The 22,488-nt window shown below is 51.1% G+C and carries 27 protein-coding genes, 2 tRNA genes and 3 rRNA genes; 6 read left to right on the top strand and 26 right to left on the bottom strand.

Features of this window, described 5'->3' with window-relative positions; genetic code table 11:
• Nucleotides 1-9 precede the first annotated feature (9 nt).
• The 5 genes from rrf to HV355_RS09020 form a co-directional block, all read right to left on the bottom strand.
• A 5S ribosomal RNA gene (rrf, locus tag HV355_RS09000) occupies nucleotides 10-125 on the bottom strand.
• A gap of 71 nt (nucleotides 126-196) precedes the next feature.
• Nucleotides 197-3,102, bottom strand: a 23S ribosomal RNA gene (locus tag HV355_RS09005).
• Nucleotides 3,103-3,283: 181 nt separating this feature from the next.
• Nucleotides 3,284-3,359: transfer RNA gene (locus HV355_RS09010), tRNA-Ala, on the bottom strand.
• A 42-nt stretch (nucleotides 3,360-3,401) separates the two neighbouring features.
• Nucleotides 3,402-3,478 (bottom strand) — tRNA-Ile (locus HV355_RS09015).
• A 68-nt stretch (nucleotides 3,479-3,546) separates the two neighbouring features.
• Nucleotides 3,547-5,086, bottom strand: a 16S ribosomal RNA gene (locus HV355_RS09020).
• The 16S, 23S and 5S rRNA genes sit together here with 2 tRNA genes alongside, the layout of an rRNA operon.
• Before the next feature lie 471 nt (nucleotides 5,087-5,557).
• On the opposite strand from HV355_RS09020, the gene HV355_RS09025 reads away from it, so the two are divergent.
• Nucleotides 5,558-6,112 carry a gamma carbonic anhydrase family protein gene (locus HV355_RS09025; RefSeq protein ID WP_182401661.1) on the top strand — a complete coding sequence of 185 codons (555 nt, stop codon included), beginning with the start codon at nucleotides 5,558-5,560 and terminating at the stop codon, nucleotides 6,110-6,112.
• Here the strand turns inward: HV355_RS09025 and HV355_RS09030 are convergent.
• From HV355_RS09030 to dprA, 6 genes are read right to left on the bottom strand one after another with little or no spacing between them, the layout of a single operon-like run.
• Complete coding sequence (locus tag HV355_RS09030; RefSeq protein ID WP_182401663.1) at nucleotides 6,088-6,336, bottom strand: DUF1488 domain-containing protein; 249 nt, start codon at nucleotides 6,334-6,336, stop codon at nucleotides 6,088-6,090. The genes HV355_RS09025 and HV355_RS09030 overlap by 25 nt on opposite strands.
• Nucleotides 6,333-7,151 (bottom strand): shikimate dehydrogenase, encoded by an 819-nt coding sequence (aroE, locus tag HV355_RS09035; protein WP_182401665.1) that lies wholly within the window; start codon nucleotides 7,149-7,151, stop codon nucleotides 6,333-6,335. The genes HV355_RS09030 and aroE overlap by 4 nt, the downstream gene beginning before the upstream one ends.
• 4 nt (nucleotides 7,152-7,155) lie before the next feature.
• Nucleotides 7,156-7,728 (bottom strand): L-threonylcarbamoyladenylate synthase type 1 TsaC, encoded by a 573-nt coding sequence (gene tsaC / locus HV355_RS09040; RefSeq protein WP_182401667.1) that lies wholly within the window; start codon nucleotides 7,726-7,728, stop codon nucleotides 7,156-7,158.
• Nucleotides 7,721-8,275 carry a topoisomerase DNA-binding C4 zinc finger domain-containing protein gene (locus tag HV355_RS09045; RefSeq protein ID WP_042717082.1) on the bottom strand — a complete coding sequence of 185 codons (555 nt, stop codon included), beginning with the start codon at nucleotides 8,273-8,275 and terminating at the stop codon, nucleotides 7,721-7,723. The genes tsaC and HV355_RS09045 overlap by 8 nt, the downstream gene beginning before the upstream one ends.
• 26 nt (nucleotides 8,276-8,301) lie before the next feature.
• Nucleotides 8,302-8,775: a DUF494 family protein Smg gene (gene smg, locus HV355_RS09050; protein ID WP_042717081.1), complete on the bottom strand. Its 474-nt coding sequence runs from the start codon at nucleotides 8,773-8,775 to the stop codon at nucleotides 8,302-8,304.
• Complete coding sequence (gene dprA / locus HV355_RS09055; protein ID WP_108418161.1) at nucleotides 8,747-9,871, bottom strand: DNA-protecting protein DprA; 1,125 nt, start codon at nucleotides 9,869-9,871, stop codon at nucleotides 8,747-8,749. The genes smg and dprA overlap by 29 nt, the downstream gene beginning before the upstream one ends.
• Before the next feature lie 127 nt (nucleotides 9,872-9,998).
• Here dprA and def point away from each other — a divergent pair, with 127 nt between their 5' ends.
• The 5 genes from def to mscL all read left to right on the top strand — a co-directional run bounded on the left by def (nucleotide 9,999) and on the right by mscL (nucleotide 14,779).
• The gene (gene def / locus HV355_RS09060) at nucleotides 9,999-10,508 is read left to right on the top strand and encodes a peptide deformylase (RefSeq protein WP_008503479.1); all 510 of its coding nucleotides are present in this window, start codon (nucleotides 9,999-10,001) and stop codon (nucleotides 10,506-10,508) included.
• A gap of 25 nt (nucleotides 10,509-10,533) precedes the next feature.
• The gene (gene fmt / locus HV355_RS09065; protein WP_120159473.1) at nucleotides 10,534-11,481 is read left to right on the top strand and encodes a methionyl-tRNA formyltransferase; all 948 of its coding nucleotides are present in this window, start codon (nucleotides 10,534-10,536) and stop codon (nucleotides 11,479-11,481) included.
• A 52-nt stretch (nucleotides 11,482-11,533) separates the two neighbouring features.
• Nucleotides 11,534-12,820 (top strand): 16S rRNA (cytosine(967)-C(5))-methyltransferase RsmB, encoded by a 1,287-nt coding sequence (gene rsmB / locus HV355_RS09070; protein WP_182401669.1) that lies wholly within the window; start codon nucleotides 11,534-11,536, stop codon nucleotides 12,818-12,820.
• Between the two features lie 22 nt (nucleotides 12,821-12,842).
• Nucleotides 12,843-14,219 (top strand): Trk system potassium transporter TrkA, encoded by a 1,377-nt coding sequence (trkA, locus tag HV355_RS09075; protein ID WP_089600737.1) that lies wholly within the window; start codon nucleotides 12,843-12,845, stop codon nucleotides 14,217-14,219.
• A gap of 146 nt (nucleotides 14,220-14,365) precedes the next feature.
• A complete protein-coding gene (mscL, locus tag HV355_RS09080) occupies nucleotides 14,366-14,779 on the top strand; it encodes a large-conductance mechanosensitive channel protein MscL (protein WP_042717071.1) in 414 nt (137 codons plus the stop codon).
• On the opposite strand, the gene HV355_RS09085 is transcribed toward mscL, so the two are convergent.
• The 15 genes from HV355_RS09085 to rplF all read right to left on the bottom strand — a co-directional run bounded on the left by HV355_RS09085 (nucleotide 14,753) and on the right by rplF (nucleotide 22,486).
• Complete coding sequence (locus HV355_RS09085) at nucleotides 14,753-14,995, bottom strand: alternative ribosome-rescue factor A (protein ID WP_042717069.1); 243 nt, start codon at nucleotides 14,993-14,995, stop codon at nucleotides 14,753-14,755. The two genes, mscL and HV355_RS09085, sit on opposite strands and share 27 nt — an antisense overlap.
• Nucleotides 14,996-15,052: 57 nt before the next feature.
• Nucleotides 15,053-15,484, bottom strand: coding sequence for a Zn(2+)-responsive transcriptional regulator (gene zntR, locus HV355_RS09090; RefSeq protein WP_042717067.1), 432 nt, complete (start codon nucleotides 15,482-15,484; stop codon nucleotides 15,053-15,055).
• Nucleotides 15,485-15,486: 2 nt separating this feature from the next.
• The gene (locus HV355_RS09095) at nucleotides 15,487-15,855 is read right to left on the bottom strand and encodes a DUF1992 domain-containing protein (RefSeq protein WP_182401671.1); all 369 of its coding nucleotides are present in this window, start codon (nucleotides 15,853-15,855) and stop codon (nucleotides 15,487-15,489) included.
• Between the two features lie 106 nt (nucleotides 15,856-15,961).
• A complete protein-coding gene (gene rplQ / locus HV355_RS09100; RefSeq protein ID WP_001216368.1) occupies nucleotides 15,962-16,345 on the bottom strand; it encodes a 50S ribosomal protein L17 in 384 nt (127 codons plus the stop codon).
• Nucleotides 16,346-16,385: 40 nt separating this feature from the next.
• A complete protein-coding gene (gene rpoA, locus HV355_RS09105) occupies nucleotides 16,386-17,375 on the bottom strand; it encodes a DNA-directed RNA polymerase subunit alpha (RefSeq protein WP_002919219.1) in 990 nt (329 codons plus the stop codon).
• A 25-nt stretch (nucleotides 17,376-17,400) separates the two neighbouring features.
• Complete coding sequence (gene rpsD / locus HV355_RS09110) at nucleotides 17,401-18,021, bottom strand: 30S ribosomal protein S4 (RefSeq protein WP_042717062.1); 621 nt, start codon at nucleotides 18,019-18,021, stop codon at nucleotides 17,401-17,403.
• A gap of 33 nt (nucleotides 18,022-18,054) precedes the next feature.
• Complete coding sequence (gene rpsK, locus HV355_RS09115) at nucleotides 18,055-18,444, bottom strand: 30S ribosomal protein S11 (protein WP_003863312.1); 390 nt, start codon at nucleotides 18,442-18,444, stop codon at nucleotides 18,055-18,057.
• 16 nt (nucleotides 18,445-18,460) lie between these two features.
• Nucleotides 18,461-18,817, bottom strand: a complete 357-nt coding sequence (gene rpsM / locus HV355_RS09120) for a 30S ribosomal protein S13 (RefSeq protein ID WP_003863308.1) — start codon at nucleotides 18,815-18,817, stop codon at nucleotides 18,461-18,463.
• 146 nt (nucleotides 18,818-18,963) lie between these two features.
• Nucleotides 18,964-19,080: a 50S ribosomal protein L36 gene (gene rpmJ, locus HV355_RS09125; RefSeq protein WP_000868187.1), complete on the bottom strand. Its 117-nt coding sequence runs from the start codon at nucleotides 19,078-19,080 to the stop codon at nucleotides 18,964-18,966.
• Between the two features lie 31 nt (nucleotides 19,081-19,111).
• Complete coding sequence (gene secY / locus HV355_RS09130) at nucleotides 19,112-20,443, bottom strand: preprotein translocase subunit SecY (protein WP_003863305.1); 1,332 nt, start codon at nucleotides 20,441-20,443, stop codon at nucleotides 19,112-19,114.
• Nucleotides 20,444-20,450: 7 nt separating this feature from the next.
• A complete protein-coding gene (rplO, locus tag HV355_RS09135) occupies nucleotides 20,451-20,885 on the bottom strand; it encodes a 50S ribosomal protein L15 (RefSeq protein WP_003863304.1) in 435 nt (144 codons plus the stop codon).
• 3 nt (nucleotides 20,886-20,888) lie between these two features.
• Complete coding sequence (gene rpmD / locus HV355_RS09140; RefSeq protein ID WP_003863301.1) at nucleotides 20,889-21,068, bottom strand: 50S ribosomal protein L30; 180 nt, start codon at nucleotides 21,066-21,068, stop codon at nucleotides 20,889-20,891.
• A gap of 6 nt (nucleotides 21,069-21,074) precedes the next feature.
• The gene (gene rpsE / locus HV355_RS09145) at nucleotides 21,075-21,575 is read right to left on the bottom strand and encodes a 30S ribosomal protein S5 (protein WP_003863299.1); all 501 of its coding nucleotides are present in this window, start codon (nucleotides 21,573-21,575) and stop codon (nucleotides 21,075-21,077) included.
• 14 nt (nucleotides 21,576-21,589) lie between these two features.
• Entirely contained in the window at nucleotides 21,590-21,943 is a 354-nt protein-coding gene (rplR, locus tag HV355_RS09150) for a 50S ribosomal protein L18 (protein ID WP_003863297.1), read from the bottom strand.
• 9 nt (nucleotides 21,944-21,952) lie between these two features.
• A complete protein-coding gene (rplF, locus tag HV355_RS09155; RefSeq protein ID WP_003863296.1) occupies nucleotides 21,953-22,486 on the bottom strand; it encodes a 50S ribosomal protein L6 in 534 nt (177 codons plus the stop codon).
• Nucleotides 22,487-22,488: the final 2 nt, after the last annotated feature.

Here is a 22,488-nt window from a genome sequence, read left to right on the forward strand (position 1 = left end):
AAATTTGATGCCTGGCAGTTCCCTACTCTCACATGGGGAGACCCCACACTACCATCGGCGCTACGGCGTTTCACTTCTGAGTTCGGCATGGGGTCAGGTGGGACCACCGCGCTAAAGCCGCCAGGCAAATTCTGTTAATCTGTATCAGGCTGAAAATATCGTGTCTGTCTCTTCGCCGAAACAGCTTCGGCGTTGTAAGGTTAAGCCTCACGGTTCATTAGTATCGGTTAGCTCAACGCATCGCTGCGCTTACACACCCGACCTATCAACGTCGTAGTCTTCAACGTTCCTTCAGGACTCTCAAGGAGTCAGGGAGAACTCATCTCGGGGCAAGTTTCGTGCTTAGATGCTTTCAGCACTTATCTCTTCCGCATTTAGCTACCGGGCAATGCCATTGGCATGACAACCCGAACACCAGTGATGCGTCCACTCCGGTCCTCTCGTACTAGGAGCAGCCCCCCTCAATTCTCCAGCGCCCACGGCAGATAGGGACCGAACTGTCTCACGACGTTCTAAACCCAGCTCGCGTACCACTTTAAATGGCGAACAGCCATACCCTTGGGACCTACTTCAGCCCCAGGATGTGATGAGCCGACATCGAGGTGCCAAACACCGCCGTCGATATGAACTCTTGGGCGGTATCAGCCTGTTATCCCCGGAGTACCTTTTATCCGTTGAGCGATGGCCCTTCCATTCAGAACCACCGGATCACTATGACCTGCTTTCGCACCTGCTCGAGCCGTCACTCTCGCAGTCAAGCTAGCTTATGCCATTGCACTAACCTCCTGATGTCCGACCAGGATTAGCTAACCTTCGTGCTCCTCCGTTACTCTTTGGGAGGAGACCGCCCCAGTCAAACTACCCACCAGACACTGTCCGCAACCCGGATTACGGGTCTACGTTAGAACACCAGCCATTAAAGGGTGGTATTTCAAGGGCGGCTCCACGCAGACTGGCGTCCACGCTTCAAAGCCTCCCACCTATCCTACACATCAAGGACCAGTGTTCAGTGTCAAGCTATAGTAAAGGTTCACGGGGTCTTTCCGTCTTGCCGCGGGTACACTGCATCTTCACAGCGAGTTCAATTTCACTGAGTCTCGGGTGGAGACAGCCTGGCCATCATTACGCCATTCGTGCAGGTCGGAACTTACCCGACAAGGAATTTCGCTACCTTAGGACCGTTATAGTTACGGCCGCCGTTTACCGGGGCTTCGATCAAGAGCTTCGCGTTGCCGCTAACCCCATCAATTAACCTTCCGGCACCGGGCAGGCGTCACACCGTATACGTCCACTTTCGTGTTTGCACAGTGCTGTGTTTTTAATAAACAGTTGCAGCCAGCTGGTATCTTCGACTGATTTCAGCTCCACCCGCAGGGGCTTCACCTACACATCAGCGTGCCTTCTCCCGAAGTTACGGCACCATTTTGCCTAGTTCCTTCACCCGAGTTCTCTCAAGCGCCTTGGTATTCTCTACCTGACCACCTGTGTCGGTTTGGGGTACGATTTGATGTTACCTGATGCTTAGAGGCTTTTCCTGGAAGCAGGGCATTTGTTACTTCAGCACCGTAGTGCCTCGTCATCACACCTCAGCGTTAAAAGAGTTCCGGATTTACCTAAAACTCCCGCCTACATGCTTAAACCGGGACAACCGTCGCCCGGCTAACATAGCCTTCTCCGTCCCCCCTTCGCAGTAACACCAAGTACAGGAATATTAACCTGTTTCCCATCGACTACGCCTTTCGGCCTCGCCTTAGGGGTCGACTCACCCTGCCCCGATTAACGTTGGACAGGAACCCTTGGTCTTCCGGCGTGCGGGCTTTTCACCCGCATTATCGTTACTTATGTCAGCATTCGCACTTCTGATACCTCCAGCAACCCTCACAGGCCACCTTCAACGGCTTACAGAACGCTCCCCTACCCAACAACGCATAAGCGTCGCTGCCGCAGCTTCGGTGCATGGTTTAGCCCCGTTACATCTTCCGCGCAGGCCGACTCGACCAGTGAGCTATTACGCTTTCTTTAAATGATGGCTGCTTCTAAGCCAACATCCTGGCTGTCTGTGCCTTCCCACATCGTTTCCCACTTAACCATGACTTTGGGACCTTAGCTGGCGGTCTGGGTTGTTTCCCTCTTCACGACGGACGTTAGCACCCGCCGTGTGTCTCCCGTGATAACATTCTTCGGTATTCGTAGTTTGCATCGGGTTGGTAAGCCGGGATGGCCCCCTAGCCGAAACAGTGCTCTACCCCCGAAGATGAGTTCACGAGGCGCTACCTAAATAGCTTTCGGGGAGAACCAGCTATCTCCCGGTTTGATTGGCCTTTCACCCCCAGCCACAAGTCATCCGCTAATTTTTCAACATTAGTCGGTTCGGTCCTCCAGTTAGTGTTACCCAACCTTCAACCTGCCCATGGCTAGATCACCGGGTTTCGGGTCTATACCCTGCAACTTAACGCCCAGTTAAGACTCGGTTTCCCTTCGGCTCCCCTATACGGTTAACCTTGCTACAGAATATAAGTCGCTGACCCATTATACAAAAGGTACGCAGTCACCTAACAAGTAGGCTCCCACTGCTTGTACGTACACGGTTTCAGGTTCTTTTTCACTCCCCTCGCCGGGGTTCTTTTCGCCTTTCCCTCACGGTACTGGTTCACTATCGGTCAGTCAGGAGTATTTAGCCTTGGAGGATGGTCCCCCCATATTCAGACAGGATACCACGTGTCCCGCCCTACTCTTCGAGTTCACAGCAAGTGTGCTTTCGTGTACGGGACTATCACCCTGTACCGTGCGACTTTCCAGACGCTTCCACTAACACACAAGCTGATTCAGACTCTGGGCTGCTCCCCGTTCGCTCGCCGCTACTGGGGGAATCTCGGTTGATTTCTTTTCCTCGGGGTACTTAGATGTTTCAGTTCCCCCGGTTCGCCTCGTTAACCTATGTATTCAGTTAACGATAGTGTGTCGGAACACACTGGGTTTCCCCATTCGGACATCGCCGGGTCAAAGGTTCATATCACCTCGCCGGCGCTTTTCGCAGATTAGCACGTCCTTCATCGCCTCTGACTGCCAGGGCATCCACCGTGTACGCTTAGTCGCTTAACCTCACAACCCGAAGATGTTTCTTTCGATTCATCATCAAATTGCGAAAATTTGAGAGACTCGAACACACATAACATGTGTGTCGTTTCAATTTTCAGCTTGATCCAGATTTTTAAAGAGCAAAACTTCGCAGTGCACCTTTTCAGGTTCACTCTGAAGTTTTCTTGTGTTCGCAGTAAAAGGATGGTGGAGCTATGCGGGATCGAACCGCAGACCTCCTGCGTGCAAGGCAGGCGCTCTCCCAGCTGAGCTATAGCCCCATCGTTTGCAATCTCTGTACCGCTCATCCTTTAAAAGGAGTTTGGTAGGCCTGAGTGGACTTGAACCACCGACCTCACCCTTATCAGGGGTGCGCTCTAACCACCTGAGCTACAAGCCTGCAGAGATTTTTACTGCTATTTTCATCAGACAATCTGTGTGAGCACTACAAAGGCAGGTTCTTTAAGGTAAGGAGGTGATCCAACCGCAGGTTCCCCTACGGTTACCTTGTTACGACTTCACCCCAGTCATGAATCACAAAGTGGTAAGCGCCCTCCCGAAGGTTAAGCTACCTACTTCTTTTGCAACCCACTCCCATGGTGTGACGGGCGGTGTGTACAAGGCCCGGGAACGTATTCACCGTAGCATTCTGATCTACGATTACTAGCGATTCCGACTTCATGGAGTCGAGTTGCAGACTCCAATCCGGACTACGACGCACTTTATGAGGTCCGCTTGCTCTCGCGAGGTCGCTTCTCTTTGTATGCGCCATTGTAGCACGTGTGTAGCCCTACTCGTAAGGGCCATGATGACTTGACGTCATCCCCACCTTCCTCCAGTTTATCACTGGCAGTCTCCTTTGAGTTCCCGGCCGGACCGCTGGCAACAAAGGATAAGGGTTGCGCTCGTTGCGGGACTTAACCCAACATTTCACAACACGAGCTGACGACAGCCATGCAGCACCTGTCTCAGAGTTCCCGAAGGCACCAATCCATCTCTGGAAAGTTCTCTGGATGTCAAGAGTAGGTAAGGTTCTTCGCGTTGCATCGAATTAAACCACATGCTCCACCGCTTGTGCGGGCCCCCGTCAATTCATTTGAGTTTTAACCTTGCGGCCGTACTCCCCAGGCGGTCGACTTAACGCGTTAGCTCCGGAAGCCACGCCTCAAGGGCACAACCTCCAAGTCGACATCGTTTACGGCGTGGACTACCAGGGTATCTAATCCTGTTTGCTCCCCACGCTTTCGCACCTGAGCGTCAGTCTTTGTCCAGGGGGCCGCCTTCGCCACCGGTATTCCTCCAGATCTCTACGCATTTCACCGCTACACCTGGAATTCTACCCCCCTCTACAAGACTCTAGCCTGCCAGTTTCGAATGCAGTTCCCAGGTTGAGCCCGGGGATTTCACATCCGACTTGACAGACCGCCTGCGTGCGCTTTACGCCCAGTAATTCCGATTAACGCTTGCACCCTCCGTATTACCGCGGCTGCTGGCACGGAGTTAGCCGGTGCTTCTTCTGCGGGTAACGTCAATTGCTGAGGTTATTAACCTCAACACCTTCCTCCCCGCTGAAAGTACTTTACAACCCGAAGGCCTTCTTCATACACGCGGCATGGCTGCATCAGGCTTGCGCCCATTGTGCAATATTCCCCACTGCTGCCTCCCGTAGGAGTCTGGACCGTGTCTCAGTTCCAGTGTGGCTGGTCATCCTCTCAGACCAGCTAGGGATCGTCGCCTAGGTGAGCCGTTACCCCACCTACTAGCTAATCCCATCTGGGCACATCTGATGGCAAGAGGCCCGAAGGTCCCCCTCTTTGGTCTTGCGACGTTATGCGGTATTAGCTACCGTTTCCAGTAGTTATCCCCCTCCATCAGGCAGTTTCCCAGACATTACTCACCCGTCCGCCGCTCGTCACCCGAGAGCAAGCTCTCTGTGTTACCGCTCGACTTGCATGTGTTAGGCCTGCCGCCAGCGTTCAATCTGAGCCATGATCAAACTCTTCAATTTAAGTTTGATGCTCGTGAATTAAACTTCGTAATGAATTACGTATGTTCACTCAGAGACTTGGTATTCATTTATTGTCCGAAGACATTAAGAATCCATGTCACTTTGAGTGCCCACACAGATTGTCTGATAAATTGTTAAAGAGCAGTGCAACGCGGCTTTCGCTCACCGTTGCGAGGTGGCGTATATTACGCTTTCCTCTTTCAGAGTCAACCCGTTATTTCAGGATTTTTTCTCTTCAACCGACCCGGTTGTTTGTGAAGTGATTCACATGTTCCGTGTCGATGGAGGCGCATTATAGGGATCCCATTTTTTAGCACAAGTGTTTTTTAGATCTTTTTTTCCGACTGCTGATTTTCCGCGCTTTTCGCTGAAATCCCGCCCGATCTGCTTAAATATTGACGTATTTTGCCTTGCCACGATCCCAAAATATGATCAAAGTCTTCTGTATAGCGTCCATCTGTTGAGGTAGATATGTCTGCAGTACTACGTCCTTATAAAGATCTGTTCCCCCAAAAAGGCGATCGCGTGATGATCGATGCCAGTAGCGTCGTGATTGGCGATGTCCGAATGGCCGATGATGTGAGTATCTGGCCACTGGTTGCGATCAGGGGAGATGTTAACTTTGTGTCTATCGGCGCACGCACCAACATTCAGGACGGCAGCGTTCTTCATGTGACGCATAAATCTTCTTATAACCCGGAAGGTAATCCTTTAATTGTCGGGGAAGACGTTACCGTCGGCCACAAAGTGATGCTCCACGGCTGCACGATAGGTAACAGGGTACTTGTTGGTATGGGTTCAATTTTACTGGATGGCGTAACAGTAGAAGATGACGTGATGATTGGAGCCGGTAGCCTGGTCCCGCAAAACAAACGTCTGGAAAGCGGCTATCTCTATTTAGGCAGCCCGGTAAAACAGATCCGCCCCTTAAAAGAGGCGGAGATCGAAGGATTAAAATACTCTGCAAATAACTACGTCAAATGGAAGAATGAATATCTGGATCAAAACAACCAGACCCAGCCTTGATCGTCTTCCTGCTGATCGCGGATTAAATCGCTGGCTTCCTCTTCAAGATCCCAGCGATTTTCGCAAAATACTGCTAACGGGTCTGAACCGCCAAAACGACGCAGTAGCGTTTCCCCAGTAATTGCACAGGTCAGCTGCATTCCATGCACCAGCACCGGGAAACAAACCGCTTGCTGATTTTCATCCCAGATTTCTCTGTCAGGAAAGTGGATCGCCTGATTCACGCCATCAGTTCCTGTTTCAGTTTTTCGATCACGGGTTCCACTGCAGGCAACACACCGTGCCAGAGCAGTACTGCATGAGCTGCCTGGCCCACCAGCATGCCCAGACCATCAGCCAGATGCTTCGCGCCGTGTTGTTCACACCAGATTAGAAAAGGTGTTTTGCCTTTCTGATAGAACATGTCGTAGCAATAAACGTGGGCACTTACCAACGAAGCAGGGATCGCGGGCACTTCACCGCCAATACCGCTGGAGGTCGCATTAATGACAAGGTCGAACTCATTGTCGGCAAGGTCATCAAGCGCAACGGCACTGACGCTGCCGGTATGGGCGAACAGCGCAGCCAGCTCTTCTGCACGGGAGAATGTTCGGTTGGTAATCGTTACCGAACAATCCATTGAAAGAAGAGGAAGCAGCACGCCACGTGATGCCCCGCCCGCGCCAATCAGCAGGATCCGGAAACCACGCTTAATAAATGAGAGTCTTTCTAAATCGCTGAGTAAACCAATCCCATCAGTGTTGTCACCCAGAAGTCGGCCGTCCTCAAGCTGTTTTAGCGTATTTACCGCACCAGCAAGCGCCGCGCGTTCGGTCAATTCATCCGCGCGTTCAAAAGCGTCTTCCTTAAAGGGAACTGTTACATTCGCACCTTTACCACCCGCCTCGAAAAAAGCATTCAGCGTCGTCACAAATGCATCGACAGGGGCCAGCACGCGACCATACGGATGATCTATCTGCAGTTGTTCAGCAAACAGCTGATGGATCAATGGCGATTTGCTGTGAGCGATCGGGTTACCAAAAACAGCATAGGTTTCCATGAGATTACCCCTGGCGAAAACGTTCGCCGGTCAAAGCGTCGCGAATTTCAGACGGATTCAGGCGCCCTCCCGTTTCACCGACAGCGACAGGAAAGTCATTCCCGAACTGCGCCAGTACTTCTTCGGTTGTCCGGCAAGGTGGCAATCCGGTCAGGTTGGCGCTGGTTGAGACCAGCGGTTTACCAAATGCCAGACAAAGCTCAACCACCAGCGGATGGTCAGTTACGCGAACGGCGAGGGAATCAAAGCGTCCGGTTAACCAGCGCGGCGTTGTCGGCTGCGCTGGGAAAACGAAAGTCACCGGTCCAGGCCACGCGGAGAAGATACTCTCGCGCTGCGCTGGCGTCAGCATGGAATCATCGATGTAGGGTTTAAGCTGCTCGTAATTAGCAGCGATCAAAATTAGCCCTTTCTCGACGGGTCTTTGCTTTAGGGCGAGCAATCGGCTCACAGCGGTCTCACTGTCAGGATCGCAACCGACCCCAAAAACAGCTTCTGTTGGATAGGCGATGACTTCTTCATTTTTCAGTACGTCCACGGCATGGGCAATGGAGCCTGATGGCAGGTTATTATTCACTGTTTTGATCCGCCGAAACCGGCTTTCCACATTGTTTACTGGCGCAGAAGCGTTTCATGCCTTGCGCGGTTTTCTTTTCTATAAGTAGCGGATAATTGCAATGAGGGCAGGTTCCCGCTACCGGTTTAAAATTGATAACGAACTGGCATTCAGGGTAGCGATCGCACGAATGGAAGTTCTTACCATAACGGGAGCGGCGTTGTACCAGCTGACCGCGCTGACACTGAGGGCACGCAATCGCCGTTTCATCTGGCTTATCAATTTGTTCCGTATGCTCACATTCGGGGTAGCGGCTACATCCAATAAACATGCCGAAACGTCCCTGCCGCAGAGCTAATTCGCCACCGCAGAGTGGGCAATGCTGACCCTCCAGAATTTTCACGATATGTCCATCCGCCTGGCTCTTCAGGGGACGGACATAATCACATTCCGGATACTGTGAACAACCGAGAAACGGGCCGTGTTTCCCGGACCGAATGACAAGCTCAGCCCCGCACTGCGGGCAGGGCTCGTTTTTATGCACCGTGAATAGTGCTGATTTGGCCATAACAACTCTTGGTCCCGCACATTGAATTAGTGCAGCATACCTTCATTCACTTCAAAGAGTAATTCTTCCATTTGCTGATAGGCATTTTCACAGCCTGGGATATTGAACAGAACCATCAGGATCACCCACTTGAGGTCTTCCAGTTCGAATTCTGCCGTATCCAGCGCCATGACGCGCTCTATCACCATTTCTCGCGTTTCGAGGTTTAGCACCTGAATCTGCTCAAGGAATAAGATGAATCCCCGGCAGCTGGCATCCAGCCTTTCACACTCTTCAGCGGTGTAAATGCGTACAGATAAGGGATCGGAAGCAAGCTGCATCGGTTCGGCGAGGCCGTCCTGATAATCAGCCAGTTTATCCAACCACATCAACGCATTGTAAATATCTTCCCGCTCAAATCCTGCTTCGGTAAGATCCCGTGTCAATTTGTCCTGATCCACGCGCATTTCTGCTTCGTTGTGGATGTAAGTCTCAAACAAATACATCAGTACGTCGAACATGGCATGCCCTCCTTAATCGGACATAGCCGCCGGGTACAGCTGCGATCCACCCTGCTAACTCCAGTTCAAGTAGCTGTGCTACCGTTACTGGCACAGGTTGGCCGGCACGTTCAGCGACAACGTCAACAGGTGTTACCTCATCTCCTACGTTAGCCAGGAGCTTGGGAAATGGCAATGCCACCTTCTCCTGATCTGACGAATAATGTTGCTTTTTAGGTTCATCTGTTAACCAGTGCAAGCCATACCGTAAATTTTCCAGGATATCCTCTATGCAAGTCACAGGCGTTGCGCCTTGCTTTATTAGCCAGTGCGGCCCCTCACATCCTGGATTTCCTATCGGACCGGGTAAAGCAAAGACCTCTCGCCCCTGTTCAAGCGCACATCTTGCCGTAACCAACGAACCGCTTCGCAAAGCAGCCTCAACGACCAGCACGCCCTGACTTAACCCACTAATAATCCTGTTACGTCGAGGGAAATTAGCCGGTCTGGGGGGCGTAGAAAGTGAGAATTCAGACACGAGCGCCCCCTCCGAATGAATAAGCCGCCTGGCCAGGGTCTGATGGCGGCGGGGATAGATGCTAAAGAGTCCATTACCCAACACCGCCACGCTTGTGCCTTGTACTGACAATGCAGCGTTGTGGGCCACGCCGTCAATGCCACAGGCCAGGCCGCTGGTAATCGTGAAACCACATTGTGAGAGCTGTTCACTCAGGATCCTTCCCCATCGCTCACCATACCAGGAGGGCGCGCGACTTCCGACAACAGCAAGTTGAACGGCATTAAGGGCCTCAAGGTTCCCCGTCACGAATAATGCCCCGGGATAATCAGGAAAAGTGCGAAGCAAAGGAGGATAAAGGGGATGGTCGGCAGTTAAGAGATAGTTCCCCGGCTGTTCCAGCCACACCAGGCTACGCTCAAGCTCACCTTCACTGAGAGCAAGAAATCGACCAGCCTGCGTTGCTGACAATCCGGCTTCTCGAAGCGTCACGCCATCGATCGTTGTCTGTTTACTGAGCTGTGATGCGATTTCCAGCATTGCATCACCACATAGAGAACCTATGTGAATTAACCGTAACCATATCTCTGTCGACGTCATCCTTTCCCCTGCCACAAGCAGCCTCCGCAATCATTGCGATTGGTCACTGATGCTGTCAATCGATGAGGGATTTGTCTAGAATAGAGGTAGTATTCTTATCAACTCCTGAACACGACTCTGGAAATTTATGGCAGTTTTGCAAGTGTTACACATTCCGGACGAGCGCCTTCGCATCGTCGCTGAACCGGTTAAAGAAGTGAATGCAGAAATTCAGCGTATCGTCGATGATATGTTCGATACCATGTACGCCGAAGAAGGTATTGGCCTGGCGGCGACTCAGGTAGACATTCACAAGCGTATTATCGTGATCGATGTCTCTGAGAATCGCGATGGTCGCCTGGTGCTGATCAACCCGGAACTGCTTGAAAAGAGCGGTGAAACGGGTATTGAAGAAGGCTGCCTCTCCATTCCGGAACAGCGCGCTTTAGTACCGCGTGCAGAAAAAGTGAAGATTCGCGCTCTGGATCGTGACGGTAATCCGTTCGAGCTGGAAGCAGACGACCTGCTGGCAATTTGTATTCAGCATGAGATGGATCACCTGGTCGGTAAACTGTTTATCGATTACCTCTCGCCACTCAAGCAGCAGCGTATTCGTCAGAAAGTAGAGAAACTGGATCGCTTGCGTTCTCGCGCCTAAGATCCCCCCGGATACAAGGATCAACGTGTCTAAAACACTACGTATTATCTTCGCGGGTACCCCTGATTTTGCAGCGCGCCATCTCGACGCGCTGTTATCTTCTGGTCACAAGGTTGTTGGCGTCTTTACCCAACCGGACCGTCCGGCTGGCCGTGGGAAAAAGCTCATGCCGAGCCCGGTTAAAGTGCTGGGCGAAGAACATGGATTACCCATTTTCCAGCCCGCATCCTTGCGCCCTCAGGAAAATCAGCAGTTAGTGGCAGACCTGAACGCAGATGTCATGGTGGTAGTGGCTTACGGTTTAATCTTGCCAAAAGCCGTGCTGGATATGCCACGCCTGGGCTGTGTCAACGTGCATGGTTCTCTTCTTCCACGCTGGCGCGGGGCGGCACCTATTCAACGCTCTCTGTGGGCTGGCGATGCTGAAACTGGCGTCACCATCATGAAGATGGACGTAGGTTTAGACACCGGTGACATGCTGTTTAAGCTGGCCTGTCCAATTACTAACGAAGATACCAGTGCCACACTTTACGACAAGCTGGCAGATTTGGGCCCGCAGGGTCTCATTGAGACGCTGCAACAGCTTGCTGATAATACGGCGACACCTGAAGTTCAGGACGAAGCGCTGGTAACCTATGCCGAGAAACTCAGCAAAGAAGAAGCTCAGCTCGACTGGTCACTGTCTGCCGCTCAGCTTGAACGCTGCATCCGCGCTTTTAATCCGTGGCCAATGAGCTGGATGATGATTGACGATCAGCCGGTGAAAGTCTGGAAAGCCTCGGTTATTGATGGCGATACCTCTGAAGAACCCGGCACGATTATTGAAGTCAGCAAGCAAGGTATTCAGGTCGCAACCGCGAAAGGCATTCTAAATCTTGAGTCTCTGCAACCTGCGGGTAAGAAAGCAATGAGCGCCCAGGATTTGTTAAATTCCCGTCGCGAATGGTTTATTCCTGGCAACCGCCTTGCCTGACCCCTTTCATTTTTAAGGCCCGGTGTTTCCGGGCATTTTTATTTTTACGGCTATGAAAAAACAAAATCTACGCAGTATGGCGGCACAGGCCGTTGAGCAAGTTGTCGAACAGGGGCAGTCACTCAGTAATGTCCTGCCCTCACTGCAGCAGAAAGTGTCCGATAAAGACAAAGCACTGCTTCAGGAGCTGTGCTTTGGCGTTCTACGCACCCTTTCTCAGCTTGAGTGGTTAATTAGTAAGCTGATGTCACGCCCTATGACCGGCAAGCAACGCACCATTCATTATTTGATCATGGTGGGCTTCTACCAGCTGCTTCATACACGCATTCCTCCTCATGCCGCGCTGGCTGAAACGGTGGAAGGTGCCGTTGCGGTTAAACGCCCTCAACTTAAGGGTTTGATCAACGGCGTACTGCGTCAATTCCAGCGACAGCAGGAGGAGCTTCTGGCTGAATTTTCCCACAGCGAAGCACGTTTCCTGCACCCGGAATGGCTGTTGAAGCGCCTGAAAAAAGCCTGGCCACAGCAGTGGCAGGATATTGCTGACGCCAATAACCAGCGCCCGCCGATGTGGTTACGCGTCAACCGTAATCACCATACTCGGGACGCATGGCTGGCTATGCTGGAAGAAGCCGGAATGAATGGATTCACACATGAATCCTACCCGGATGCCGTACGTTTAGCCTCTCCGGTAGCGGTACACGTGCTTCCCGGGTTTGAAGATGGCTGGGTCACCGTCCAGGATGCTTCAGCTCAAGGGTGTATGACCTGGCTTGAGCCACAAAATGGTGAGCAGATCCTCGATCTCTGCGCAGCCCCTGGTGGTAAAACGACACATATTCTGGAAGTTGCTCCACAGGCGAGCGTAATGGCAGTTGATGTTGATGAACAGCGTCTTTCTCGCGTCTACGATAACCTGAAGCGTCTTGGAATGAAGGCTCAGGTCAAGCAAGGCGACGGACGTAAACCTGCAGAATGGTGTGGCGAAGCGCAGTTTGATCGCATTTTACTGGATGCTCCCTGCTCGGCGACGGGCGTGATTCGTCGTCATCCAGACATCAAATGGCTACGCCGCGATCGCGATATTACGGAGCTGGCGCAACTGCAATCCGACATTCTCGATGCTATCTGGCCACATCTTAAACCCGGCGGAACGCTGGTCTATGCAACCTGCTCCGTACTTCCGGAAGAAAACAGCCAGCAAATTGCGGCCTTCCTTAAGCGAACCCCTGATGCAACATTACGCGATACAGGCACGCCGGAACGACCTGGCCAGCAGAATCTCCCTGGCGCCGAAGAGGGCGATGGTTTCTTTTACGCTAAGCTAATCAAAGAGTGATGTAGAGAACAGGTCACGAGATATGAAAATTATCATTCTGGGCGCAGGACAGGTTGGCGGTACGTTAGCTGAAAATCTTGTTGGCGAAAACAATGACATCACGATTGTTGATACCAATGGCGATCGGCTGCGCGTTTTGCAGGACAAGTTTGACCTTCGCGTCGTGCAGGGTCATGGTTCACATCCTCGCGTTCTGCGTGAGGCAGGCGCTGACGATGCCGATATGCTGGTTGCCGTCACCAGCTCTGATGAAACCAATATGGTGGCATGCCAGGTTGCCTACTCGCTTTTCAACACCCCGAACAGAATTGCCCGTATCCGTTCTCCGGACTATGTTCGAGATGCAGAAAAACTGTTTAATTCTGAAGCGGTACCGATTGATCACCTGATCGCGCCAGAACAACTCGTTATCGACAATATCTATCGCCTGATTGAATATCCGGGCGCTTTGCAGGTAGTGAATTTTGCGGAAGGTAAAGTAAGCCTGGCAGTGGTGAAAGCCTATTACGGCGGGCCACTCATTGGTAATGCCTTGTCTACGATGCGTGAGCACATGCCACATATCGATACTCGCGTCGCTGCCATTTTCCGCCACGACAGGCCTATTCGGCCGCAAGGCTCAACGATTGTTGAAGCCGGTGATGAGGTTTTCTTTATTGCCGCATCTCAGCATATCCGTGCGGTGATGAGCGAGCTTCAGCGTCTTGAAAAGCCTTATAAACGCATCATGCTGGTCGGCGGTGGGAATATTGGCGCAGGCCTGGCGAGACGACTGGAAAAAGACTATAGCGTGAAGTTGATCGAACGCGATCAACAGCGCGCTTCTGAACTCGCTGAAAAGCTGCAGAATACGATCGTATTTTATGGTGATGCGTCCGATCAAGAATTGCTGGCCGAAGAGCATATCGATCAAGTTGATCTGTTTATTGCCGTCACCAACGACGACGAAGCGAATATTATGTCTGCGATGCTCGCCAAACGAATGGGAGCAAAAAAGGTGATGGTACTTATCCAGCGCCGCGCCTATGTTGACCTCGTTCAGGGAAGCGTCATTGATATCGCCATTTCGCCACAGCAAGCGACAATTTCAGCCCTGCTAAGTCATGTCCGTAAAGCGGATATCGTCGGTGTTTCTTCACTTCGTCGCGGTGTTGCCGAAGCCATTGAGGCCGTGGCGCACGGTGATGAAACCACATCACGCGTTGTGGGTCGTTCAATTGATGAAATCAAATTACCCCCGGGCACAATCATTGGGGCTGTGGTGCGCGGGAACGATGTCATGATCGCCAATGATAATTTACGCATCGAGCAAGGGGACCACGTTATTATGTTCCTTACCGATAAAAAGTTTATTACAGACGTCGAACGCTTATTCCAGCCAAGTCCATTCTTCCTGTAATGATTCAGGTGCTCGGGTTAGAGCACCTGATTATTAACCTTTAAATTTCTAAGACTTTTATTTTTCATAACCTTTATTTATCCTCGATGGCAATTAGCTAATCATTTGTTAAACTTATAGTCGTCAGCTGGCACAAGGAGAACATAATGAGTTTCATGAAAGAATTTCGCGAATTTGCGATGCGCGGGAATGTAGTAGATTTAGCTGTGGGTGTCATTATTGGTGCTGCGTTCGGTAAGATCGTTTCATCACTGGTTGCCGACATTATTATGCCGCCGTTGGGGCTATTAATTGGGGGCATTGACTTCAAACAGTTTGCCGTCACGCTCAGAGATGCACAGGGAGATATCCCGGCAGTCGTTATGCACTATGGCGTATTTATTCAGAATATTTTTGATTTCGTGATCGTGGCGTTTGCGATTTTTATGGCTATCAAGCTCATCAACAAGCTTAACCGTAAAAAAGAAGAACCGGCAGCAGCACCGCCAGCCCCTTCTAAAGAAGAAGTTTTACTGACTGAAATTCGCGATCTGTTAAAAGAGCAGAATAACCGCTCCTGACAGAACACTAAAAGCAGGAAGGCCAGTGGTAAATAAGCGATTCGCTTTTTTGCCACTGGCCTCCCAGTTACCCCGATTCCCATGTTTCCCTTTACGCAGATAACTCCCTTTCCCTTTTTTATTCTTCTCAACGCGCTGTCTGAAAAGCGGGTCGTGAAGTAATGCCTCAATGGCGTTATCCTTAATTTGTCCCTTCGTATGCTGATAGCGGCTCATAATTTCTCCTGAGCATGGTTTATGTTGACGCGAGTGTAGGCCCGGGCTGAGGGAAAATCAACACCCCTGTGTTTCCGTTTCGCCACTGGCGCCCTGTTCAAGGGCTTCAAGAATAGAGCAATAAATGCTGCTGTGCGCAGTACCACAGCATGCGTCATTCAATCTTTGCAGGGAACGCTGCATCGTCTGCAATTCCTGAATTCGGGCCTCAACTTCATCCAGTCGGGCCTGGACGATGCTTTTTGATTCCTGGCAAGTGTGGTGCGCCGGATCGATGCGGATCGACAGTAACTCGCGGATCGACTCCAGCGTGAAACCAAGCTGCCGTGCATAGCGGATAAACCGAAGACGCTGGAGATCGTTGTCGGTATAAAGACGGAATCCACCTTCCGTTCTCACCTCATGATCTATCATTTGCTGTTTCTCGTAGTAACGGATGGTATCTGGCGTTACGTTAGCGAGCTTTGCAAGTTCACCAATACGATACATAGTTATTCCTCATCGATTCTCTGCATTAACCTTTCACAATATTCACCGCGTAAAAAGTCAGTGCTCACACCAGCCTGGCGGAGTTTAAGCTCAATCAGCGTCAGTCGGCGGCTGAGATCAATATGTTGTGGGTCGTCTTTGCGAACACTTTTAAGTAGATCAACAAGTTCAATTGCCTCTCTTCGCTGTTCAAGTTCCGGAGGCAAACAGCCCGCATTTTTAAGTAAGCGGTATCCCGCACGTAATTCAGGTGCAATGTGCGAATCATCCTCCAACACGAGCGGTTCGCCGCTTCCTGGAAGATTATCGAATTCACCTTTGCGTTGGGCATCGCTGATATGGCGCTCTACCCATTCATCGAGTAACCACATGATGACCTCCGCGAATGAACAGAAAAGATACAGATAGTGTAGAGAGGTGGTGATACTGAGGATATAAAAAAACCCGCCGGAGCGGGTTTTTTTACGTTACTACAGATTACTCTGCAGCAGCTTCTGCTTTCTCTGAACGATCAACCAGCTCGATGTAAGCCATCGGCGCGTTGTCGCCTGCACGGAAGCCACACTTCAGAATACGAGTGTAACCACCGGCACGGCTCGCGAAACGCGGGCCCAGTTCGTTAAACAGTTTTGCCACGATCTCGTTATCACGAGTACGGGCGAATGCCAGACGACGATTAGCAACGCTGTCAGTCTTGGCAAGAGTAATCAGCGGCTCAACTACGCGACGCAGCTCTTTCGCTTTAGGCAGGGTTGTCTTGATGATCTCATGACGAACCAGTGAACCTGCCATGTTGCGGAACATAGCCTGGCGATGGCTGCTGTTGCGGTTCAGTTGACGACCACTCTTACGATGGCGCATGACCTTATCCTTCTCAGTAAAACCTTAACCTGTGATCCGGTTACTCGTCAGCAATGCTTGCTGGTGGCCAATTTTCCAGGCGCATGCCCAGAGACAGACCACGTGAAGCCAGCACGTCTTTAATCTCAGTAAGAGATTTTTTACCCAGGTTCGGCGTTTTCAGCAACTCAACCTCGGTACGCTGTACCAGATCACCGATATAGTGGATAGCTTCTGCCTTAAGGCAGTTAGCAGAGCGGACAGTCAATTCCAGATCGTCAACAGGGCGCAGCAGGATCGGATCGAATTCTGGTTTCTCTTCTTTCACTTCCGGCTGACGTACATCACGTAAGTCAACGAAAGCTTCCAGTTGTTCTGCCAGGATGGTTGCCGCACGACGAATCGCCTCTTCAGGATCGATTGTGCCGTTGGTTTCCATTTCGATGACCAGCTTGTCCAGGTCGGTACGCTGTTCTACACGCGCTGCTTCAACATTGTAGGCAATACGCTCTACAGGGCTGTAGCATGCGTCGACCAGCAGACGGCCGATTGGGCGCTCATCTTCTTCCGAATGAATTCGGGCAGAAGCCGGCACATAACCACGACCGCGCTGAACTTTGATACGCATGCTAATAGCTGCGTTCTCATCGGTCAGGTGGCAGATCACGTGCTGCGGCTTGACGATTTCAACATCACCGTCGTGGGTGATGTCGGCTGCAGTCACAGGGCCAATGCCAGATTTATTCAGAGTAAGAATAACTTCATCTTTACCCTGAACTCTCACCGCCAGCCCTTTCAGGTTGAGCAGGATTTCAAGGATATCTTCCTGAACGCCTTCTTTGGTGCTGTACTCATGAAGTACACCATCAATCTCAACCTCGGTCACCGCGCAACCCGGCATCGATGAGAGCAGAATACGGCGCAGTGCGTTACCCAGAGTATGGCCAAAGCCACGCTCTAAAGGCTCAAGGGTCACCTTGGCGTGCGTCGAACTCACTTGCTCGATATCTACCAGGCGCGGTTTTAGAAACTCTGTCACAGAACCCTGCATTGTGTCCTCTCTTTGGTACTAAGCTTTACTTGGAGTAAAGCTCGACGATCAGGTGTTCGTTAATGTCCGCAGACAGATCAGAACGTTCTGGCTGACGCTTGAACGTACCTTCCATCTTGCCAGCATCAACTTCCAGCCAGGTTGGCTTTTCACGCTGCTCAGCCAGCTCCAGAGCGGCCTTCACGCGAGATTGCTTTTTCGCTTTCTCACGAATGCTAACAACGTCATTCGCTTTAACCTGATAAGAAGCGATGTTAACAACACGACCGTTTACCATGATTGCTTTGTGGCTAACCAGCTGACGTGATTCAGCACGAGTAGCGCCGAAGCCCATACGGTATACAACGTTGTCCAGACGACCTTCCAGCAGAGCCAGCAGGTTTTCACCTGTGTTGCCTTTCAGACGTGCTGCTTCTTTATAGTAGTTACGGAACTGACGCTCCAGCACACCGTAGGTACGGCGAACTTTTTGCTTTTCACGCAACTGCACACCATAGTCAGACAGACGCGGTTTACGCGCACCGTGCTGGCCAGGAGCTTGTTCAATTTTACACTTGGTATCGATCGCGCGAACGCCAGACTTAAGGAATAAGTCGGTGCCCTCACGACGGCTCAGCTTGAGCTTAGGACCCAAATATCTTGCCATTTTCTATCTCCAACTAACCTAAAAAACGGAGCGTTATACGCGACGTTTTTTCGGCGGACGACAACCGTTATGAGGGATCGGAGTCACATCAGTAATATTAGTGATGCGGAAACCAGCGGCGTTCAGAGCGCGAACAGTAGATTCACGACCCGGACCCGGACCTTTAACCATAACTTCCAGATTCTTGATGCCGTATTCTTTTACGGCTTCAGCGCAACGCTCTGCTGCAACCTGAGCTGCGAACGGAGTGGATTTGCGAGAACCACGGAAACCGGAACCACCGGCTGTTGCCCAACCCAATGCGTTACCCTGACGATCAGTAATAGTAACGATGGTGTTGTTGAAAGAAGCATGGATATGAGCCACGCCGTCAGAGACTTGTTTTCTTACACGTTTACGTGCACGAACTGGTGCCTTTGCCATTATTCAATCACCCCGATTATTTCTTGATCGGTTTGCGCGGACCCTTACGGGTACGTGCGTTGGTCTTAGTACGCTGACCGCGCACTGGCAGACCACGACGATGACGCAAACCGCGATAGCAACCAAGATCCATCAGGCGCTTGATGCTCATGCTGATTTCACGGCGCAGATCACCTTCAACGACAAATTTGGCAACTTCGTCACGCAGCGTGTCGATTTGTTCTTCAGACAGCTCACTGATCTTAACATCTTCAGCGATACCCGCTGCAGCCAGAATGGCTTTAGAACGGGTCTTGCCGACGCCGTAGATCGAAGTTAATGCGATCACAGCATGTTTCTGATCAGGAATGTTAATGCCTGCTATACGGGCCACTATGCACTCCTACTATTTAATATGTACGCACCATGCTGAAAAGCCCGTTTTCAGGATACTCAAATGGAAACGTACAGACATACAAAAGATTGGCTGGCTAATCTAGCCAGCTCAACCCAACTTTGCAAGAAAAATATGCGAAATAATCAGCCTTGGCGCTGTTTATGCTTCGGCTCGGCACTGCAAATCACACGGATGACACCATCACGCTTAACGATTTTGCAGTTACGGCATAATTTCTTGACGGAAGCACGAACTTTCATTTTTACTCTCCGTAACTTCTCAGGCGACCATTTAGCGGCCGTAGCCTTTCAGGTTCGCCTTCTTCAATGCAGACTCATACTGACTGGACATCATCAGAGTTTGCACTTGAGCCATAAAGTCCATAATCACGACAACAACGATAAGCAGTGAGGTCCCACCGAAGTAGAACGGTACTTTCATTGCATCACGCATGAACTCCGGGATCAGGCAGATAAAAGTAATATAAAGCGCACCAACCAAAGTCAGGCGAGTCATTACTTTATCGATATACTTCGCCGTTTGCTCTCCCGGACGAATTCCTGGTACAAATGCACCGGACTTCTTCAGGTTATCTGCTGTTTCACGCGGGTTGAAAACCAACGCCGTGTAGAAGAAACAGAAGAAGATGATCGCAGACGCATAGAGTAACACATAAAGTGGTTGCCCAGGCTGCAAATACAGCGAAATTGTTGTCAGCCAGTTCCAACCAGTACCGCCCCCGAACCATGACGCGATGGTTGCCGGGAACAGAATAATACTGGAAGCGAAGATAGCCGGGATAACCCCCGCCATATTCACTTTCAGCGGTAAATGTGTGCTCTGTGCAGCATAGACACGACGACCCTGCTGACGTTTAGCGTAGTTCACCACAATGCGGCGCTGACCACGTTCAACGAAGACAACAAAGAACGTCACTGCAAATACTAATACTGCAACCAACAGCAACAGGAGGAAGTGCAGGTCGCCTTGACGCGCTTGCTCGATAGTATGGGCGATGGCTGGCGGGAGACCCGCAACAATACCGGCGAAGATAATGATTGAGATACCGTTACCGATACCACGCTCAGTAATCTGTTCGCCGAGCCACATCAGGAACATCGTCCCTGTGACCAGACTTACAACAGCGGTGAAATAGAATGCAAAGCCCGGGTTTAACACCAGGCCCTGCATACCAGGCATATTCGGAAGACCGGTAGCAATACCGATCGACTGGAATATTGCCAGCACCAGAGTGCCGTAACGGGTGTACTGGCTAATCTTACGACGTCCAGACTCCCCTTCTTTCTTCAGCTCTGCCAGGGCCGGATGAACGACCGTCAGCAGTTGGATAATAATTGATGCCGAAATGTACGGCATAATACCCAGTGCAAAGATAGAAGCACGGCTGAGAGCACCACCAGAGAACATGTTGAACATTTCAATGATGGTGCCTCGCTGTTGCTCAAGCAGTTTGGCAAGTACAGCGGCATCGATACCAGGGATCGGAATAAAAGAGCCAATACGGAACACAATCAGCGCGCCGATAACAAACAGCAGTCTGCGTTTCAGCTCGCCAAATCCACCTTTGGCACTTTGAAAATCTAATCCCGGTTGCTTAGCCATCTGCTACTTATTCCTCAATTTTACCGCCAGCAGCTTCGATAGCAGCACGAGCACCTTTAGTAACACGCAGGCCACGAACAGTTACCGGAGTAGAAACTTCACCAGCCAGGATCACTTTCGCGAACTCGATCTGGATACCGATAATGTTTGCTGCTTTCAGCGTGTTCAGGTCTACAACGCCGCCTTCAACTTTCGCCAGGTCAGACAGACGGATTTCCGCTGTGATCGCTGCTTTGCGAGAGGTGAAGCCGAACTTCGGCAGACGACGGTACAGTGGCATCTGGCCACCCTCGAAACCGCGACGTACGCCACCGCCAGAACGAGAGTTCTGACCTTTGTGACCACGACCACCGGTTTTGCCGAGGCCAGAACCGATACCACGGCCCAGGCGTTTACCCGCCTTTTTAGAGCCTTCGGCCGGAGACAGAGTATTTAAACGCATCTCTTACTCCTCAACTTTAACCATGAAGTAAACCGCGTTGACCATACCACGAACAGCAGGAGTATCCTCGCGCTCAACGGTATGACCAATACGACGCAGACCCAGGCCAAGCAGCGTTGCCTTGTGTTTCGGCAGACGACCGATTGCACTGCGGGTTTGAGTGATTTTAATAGTCTTTGCCATGGTCAATTACCCCAGAATTTCTTCAACGGATTTACCACGCTTGGCAGCGACCATTTCTGGAGAATTCATATTTTCCAGGCCATCAATAGTTGCACGAACCACGTTGATCGGGTTGGTAGAACCATATGCTTTAGCCAGAACGTTATGAACTCCAGCAACTTCCAGAACGGCGCGCATTGCACCACCGGCGATGATACCGGTACCTTCTGAAGCTGGCTGCATGAATACACGAGAACCCGTGTGAACACCTTTAACTGGGTGTTGCAGGGTGCCGTTGTTCAGCGCGACGTTAATCATATTGCGACGGGCTTTTTCCATCGCTTTCTGGATCGCTGCTGGAACTTCACGCGCTTTACCGTAACCAAAACCAACGCGACCGTTACCATCACCAACTACAGTCAGAGCTGTGAAGGAGAAAATACGACCACCTTTTACGGTTTTAGATACGCGGTTAACCGCGATCAGCTTTTCCTGCAGTTCGCCAGCCTGTTTTTCGATGTGAGCCATCTTACACCTCTACCTTAGAACTGAAGGCCAGCTTCACGGGCAGCATCTGCCAGTGCCTGGACACGACCATGATATTGGAACCCGGAACGGTCAAAGGAAACATTGCTGATGCCTTTTTCCAGAGCGCGTTCAGCAACAGCTTTACCTACAGCTGCAGCGGCGTCTTTGTTACCGGTGTACTTCAATTGTTCTGAGATAGCTTTTTCTACAGTAGAAGCAGCTACCAGAACTTCAGAACCGTTCGGTGCAATTACCTGTGCGTAAATATGACGCGGGGTACGATGTACCACCAGGCGAGTTGCACCCAGCTCTTTGAGCTTGCGGCGTGCGCGGGTCGCACGACGGATACGAGCAGATTTCTTATCCATAGTGTTACCTTACTTCTTCTTAGCCTCTTTGGTACGCACGACTTCGTCGGCGTAACGAACACCCTTACCTTTATAAGGCTCAGGACGACGGTAGGCGCGCAGATCTGCTGCAACCTGACCGATCAGCTGTTTATCAGCGCCTTTCAGCACGATTTCAGTTTGAGTCGGACATTCTGCAGTGATACCGGCCGGCAGCGGATGCTCAACAGGGTGTGAGAAGCCCAGAGACAGGCCTACTGCATTCCCTTTGATAGCTGCACGATAACCTACACCAACCAGCTGAAGCTTTTTAGTGAAGCCTTCGGTAACACCAACAACCATTGAGTTCAGCAGGGCACGCGCGGTACCAGCCTGAGCCCATCCATCCACGAAACCATCACGTGGACCGAAGGTCAGAGCGTTATCTGCATGTTTAACTTCAACAGCTTTGTTGAGGGTACGAGTCAGCTCGCCGTTTTTACCTTTGATCGTAATAACCTGACCGTCGATTTTTACATCAACGCCGGCAGGAATAACGACCGGTGCTTTAGCAACACGAGACATTC

This window comes from Enterobacter sp. RHBSTW-01064, from assembly GCF_014103035.1.
Lineage (GTDB): Bacteria > Pseudomonadota > Gammaproteobacteria > Enterobacterales > Enterobacteriaceae > Enterobacter > Enterobacter mori.

Bases quoted from the DNA above. Each gene is read 5' to 3' on its own strand.
- trkA (WP_089600737.1), top strand. From the start codon at position 12,843: ATGAAAATTATCATTCTGGGCGCAGGACAGGTTGGCGGTACGTTAGCT.
- aroE (WP_182401665.1), bottom strand. From the start codon at position 7,151: ATGGAAACCTATGCTGTTTTTGGTAACCCGATCGCTCACAGCAAATCG.
- rpsK (WP_003863312.1), bottom strand. From the start codon at position 18,444: ATGGCAAAGGCACCAGTTCGTGCACGTAAACGTGTAAGAAAACAAGTC.
- rpsE (WP_003863299.1), bottom strand. From the start codon at position 21,575: ATGGCTCACATCGAAAAACAGGCTGGCGAACTGCAGGAAAAGCTGATC.
- rplF (WP_003863296.1), bottom strand. From the start codon at position 22,486: ATGTCTCGTGTTGCTAAAGCACCGGTCGTTATTCCTGCCGGCGTTGAT.
- secY (WP_003863305.1), bottom strand. From the start codon at position 20,443: ATGGCTAAGCAACCGGGATTAGATTTTCAAAGTGCCAAAGGTGGATTT.
- HV355_RS09095 (WP_182401671.1), bottom strand. From the start codon at position 15,855: ATGTGGTTACTCGATGAATGGGTAGAGCGCCATATCAGCGATGCCCAA.
- rpsD (WP_042717062.1), bottom strand. From the start codon at position 18,021: ATGGCAAGATATTTGGGTCCTAAGCTCAAGCTGAGCCGTCGTGAGGGC.
- smg (WP_042717081.1), bottom strand. From the start codon at position 8,775: ATGTTCGACGTACTGATGTATTTGTTTGAGACTTACATCCACAACGAA.
- rpmD (WP_003863301.1), bottom strand. From the start codon at position 21,068: ATGGCAAAGACTATTAAAATCACTCAAACCCGCAGTGCAATCGGTCGT.
- rplQ (WP_001216368.1), bottom strand. From the start codon at position 16,345: ATGCGCCATCGTAAGAGTGGTCGTCAACTGAACCGCAACAGCAGCCAT.
- rplR (WP_003863297.1), bottom strand. From the start codon at position 21,943: ATGGATAAGAAATCTGCTCGTATCCGTCGTGCGACCCGCGCACGCCGC.
- rpmJ (WP_000868187.1), bottom strand. From the start codon at position 19,080: ATGAAAGTTCGTGCTTCCGTCAAGAAATTATGCCGTAACTGCAAAATC.
- HV355_RS09025 (WP_182401661.1), top strand. From the start codon at position 5,558: ATGTCTGCAGTACTACGTCCTTATAAAGATCTGTTCCCCCAAAAAGGC.
- dprA (WP_108418161.1), bottom strand. From the start codon at position 9,871: ATGACGTCGACAGAGATATGGTTACGGTTAATTCACATAGGTTCTCTA.
- HV355_RS09085 (WP_042717069.1), bottom strand. From the start codon at position 14,995: ATGAGCCGCTATCAGCATACGAAGGGACAAATTAAGGATAACGCCATT.
- rplO (WP_003863304.1), bottom strand. From the start codon at position 20,885: ATGCGTTTAAATACTCTGTCTCCGGCCGAAGGCTCTAAAAAGGCGGGT.
- rsmB (WP_182401669.1), top strand. From the start codon at position 11,534: ATGAAAAAACAAAATCTACGCAGTATGGCGGCACAGGCCGTTGAGCAA.
- zntR (WP_042717067.1), bottom strand. From the start codon at position 15,484: ATGTATCGTATTGGTGAACTTGCAAAGCTCGCTAACGTAACGCCAGAT.
- rpoA (WP_002919219.1), bottom strand. From the start codon at position 17,375: ATGCAGGGTTCTGTGACAGAGTTTCTAAAACCGCGCCTGGTAGATATC.
- HV355_RS09045 (WP_042717082.1), bottom strand. From the start codon at position 8,275: ATGGCCAAATCAGCACTATTCACGGTGCATAAAAACGAGCCCTGCCCG.
- mscL (WP_042717071.1), top strand. From the start codon at position 14,366: ATGAGTTTCATGAAAGAATTTCGCGAATTTGCGATGCGCGGGAATGTA.
- def (WP_008503479.1), top strand. From the start codon at position 9,999: ATGGCAGTTTTGCAAGTGTTACACATTCCGGACGAGCGCCTTCGCATC.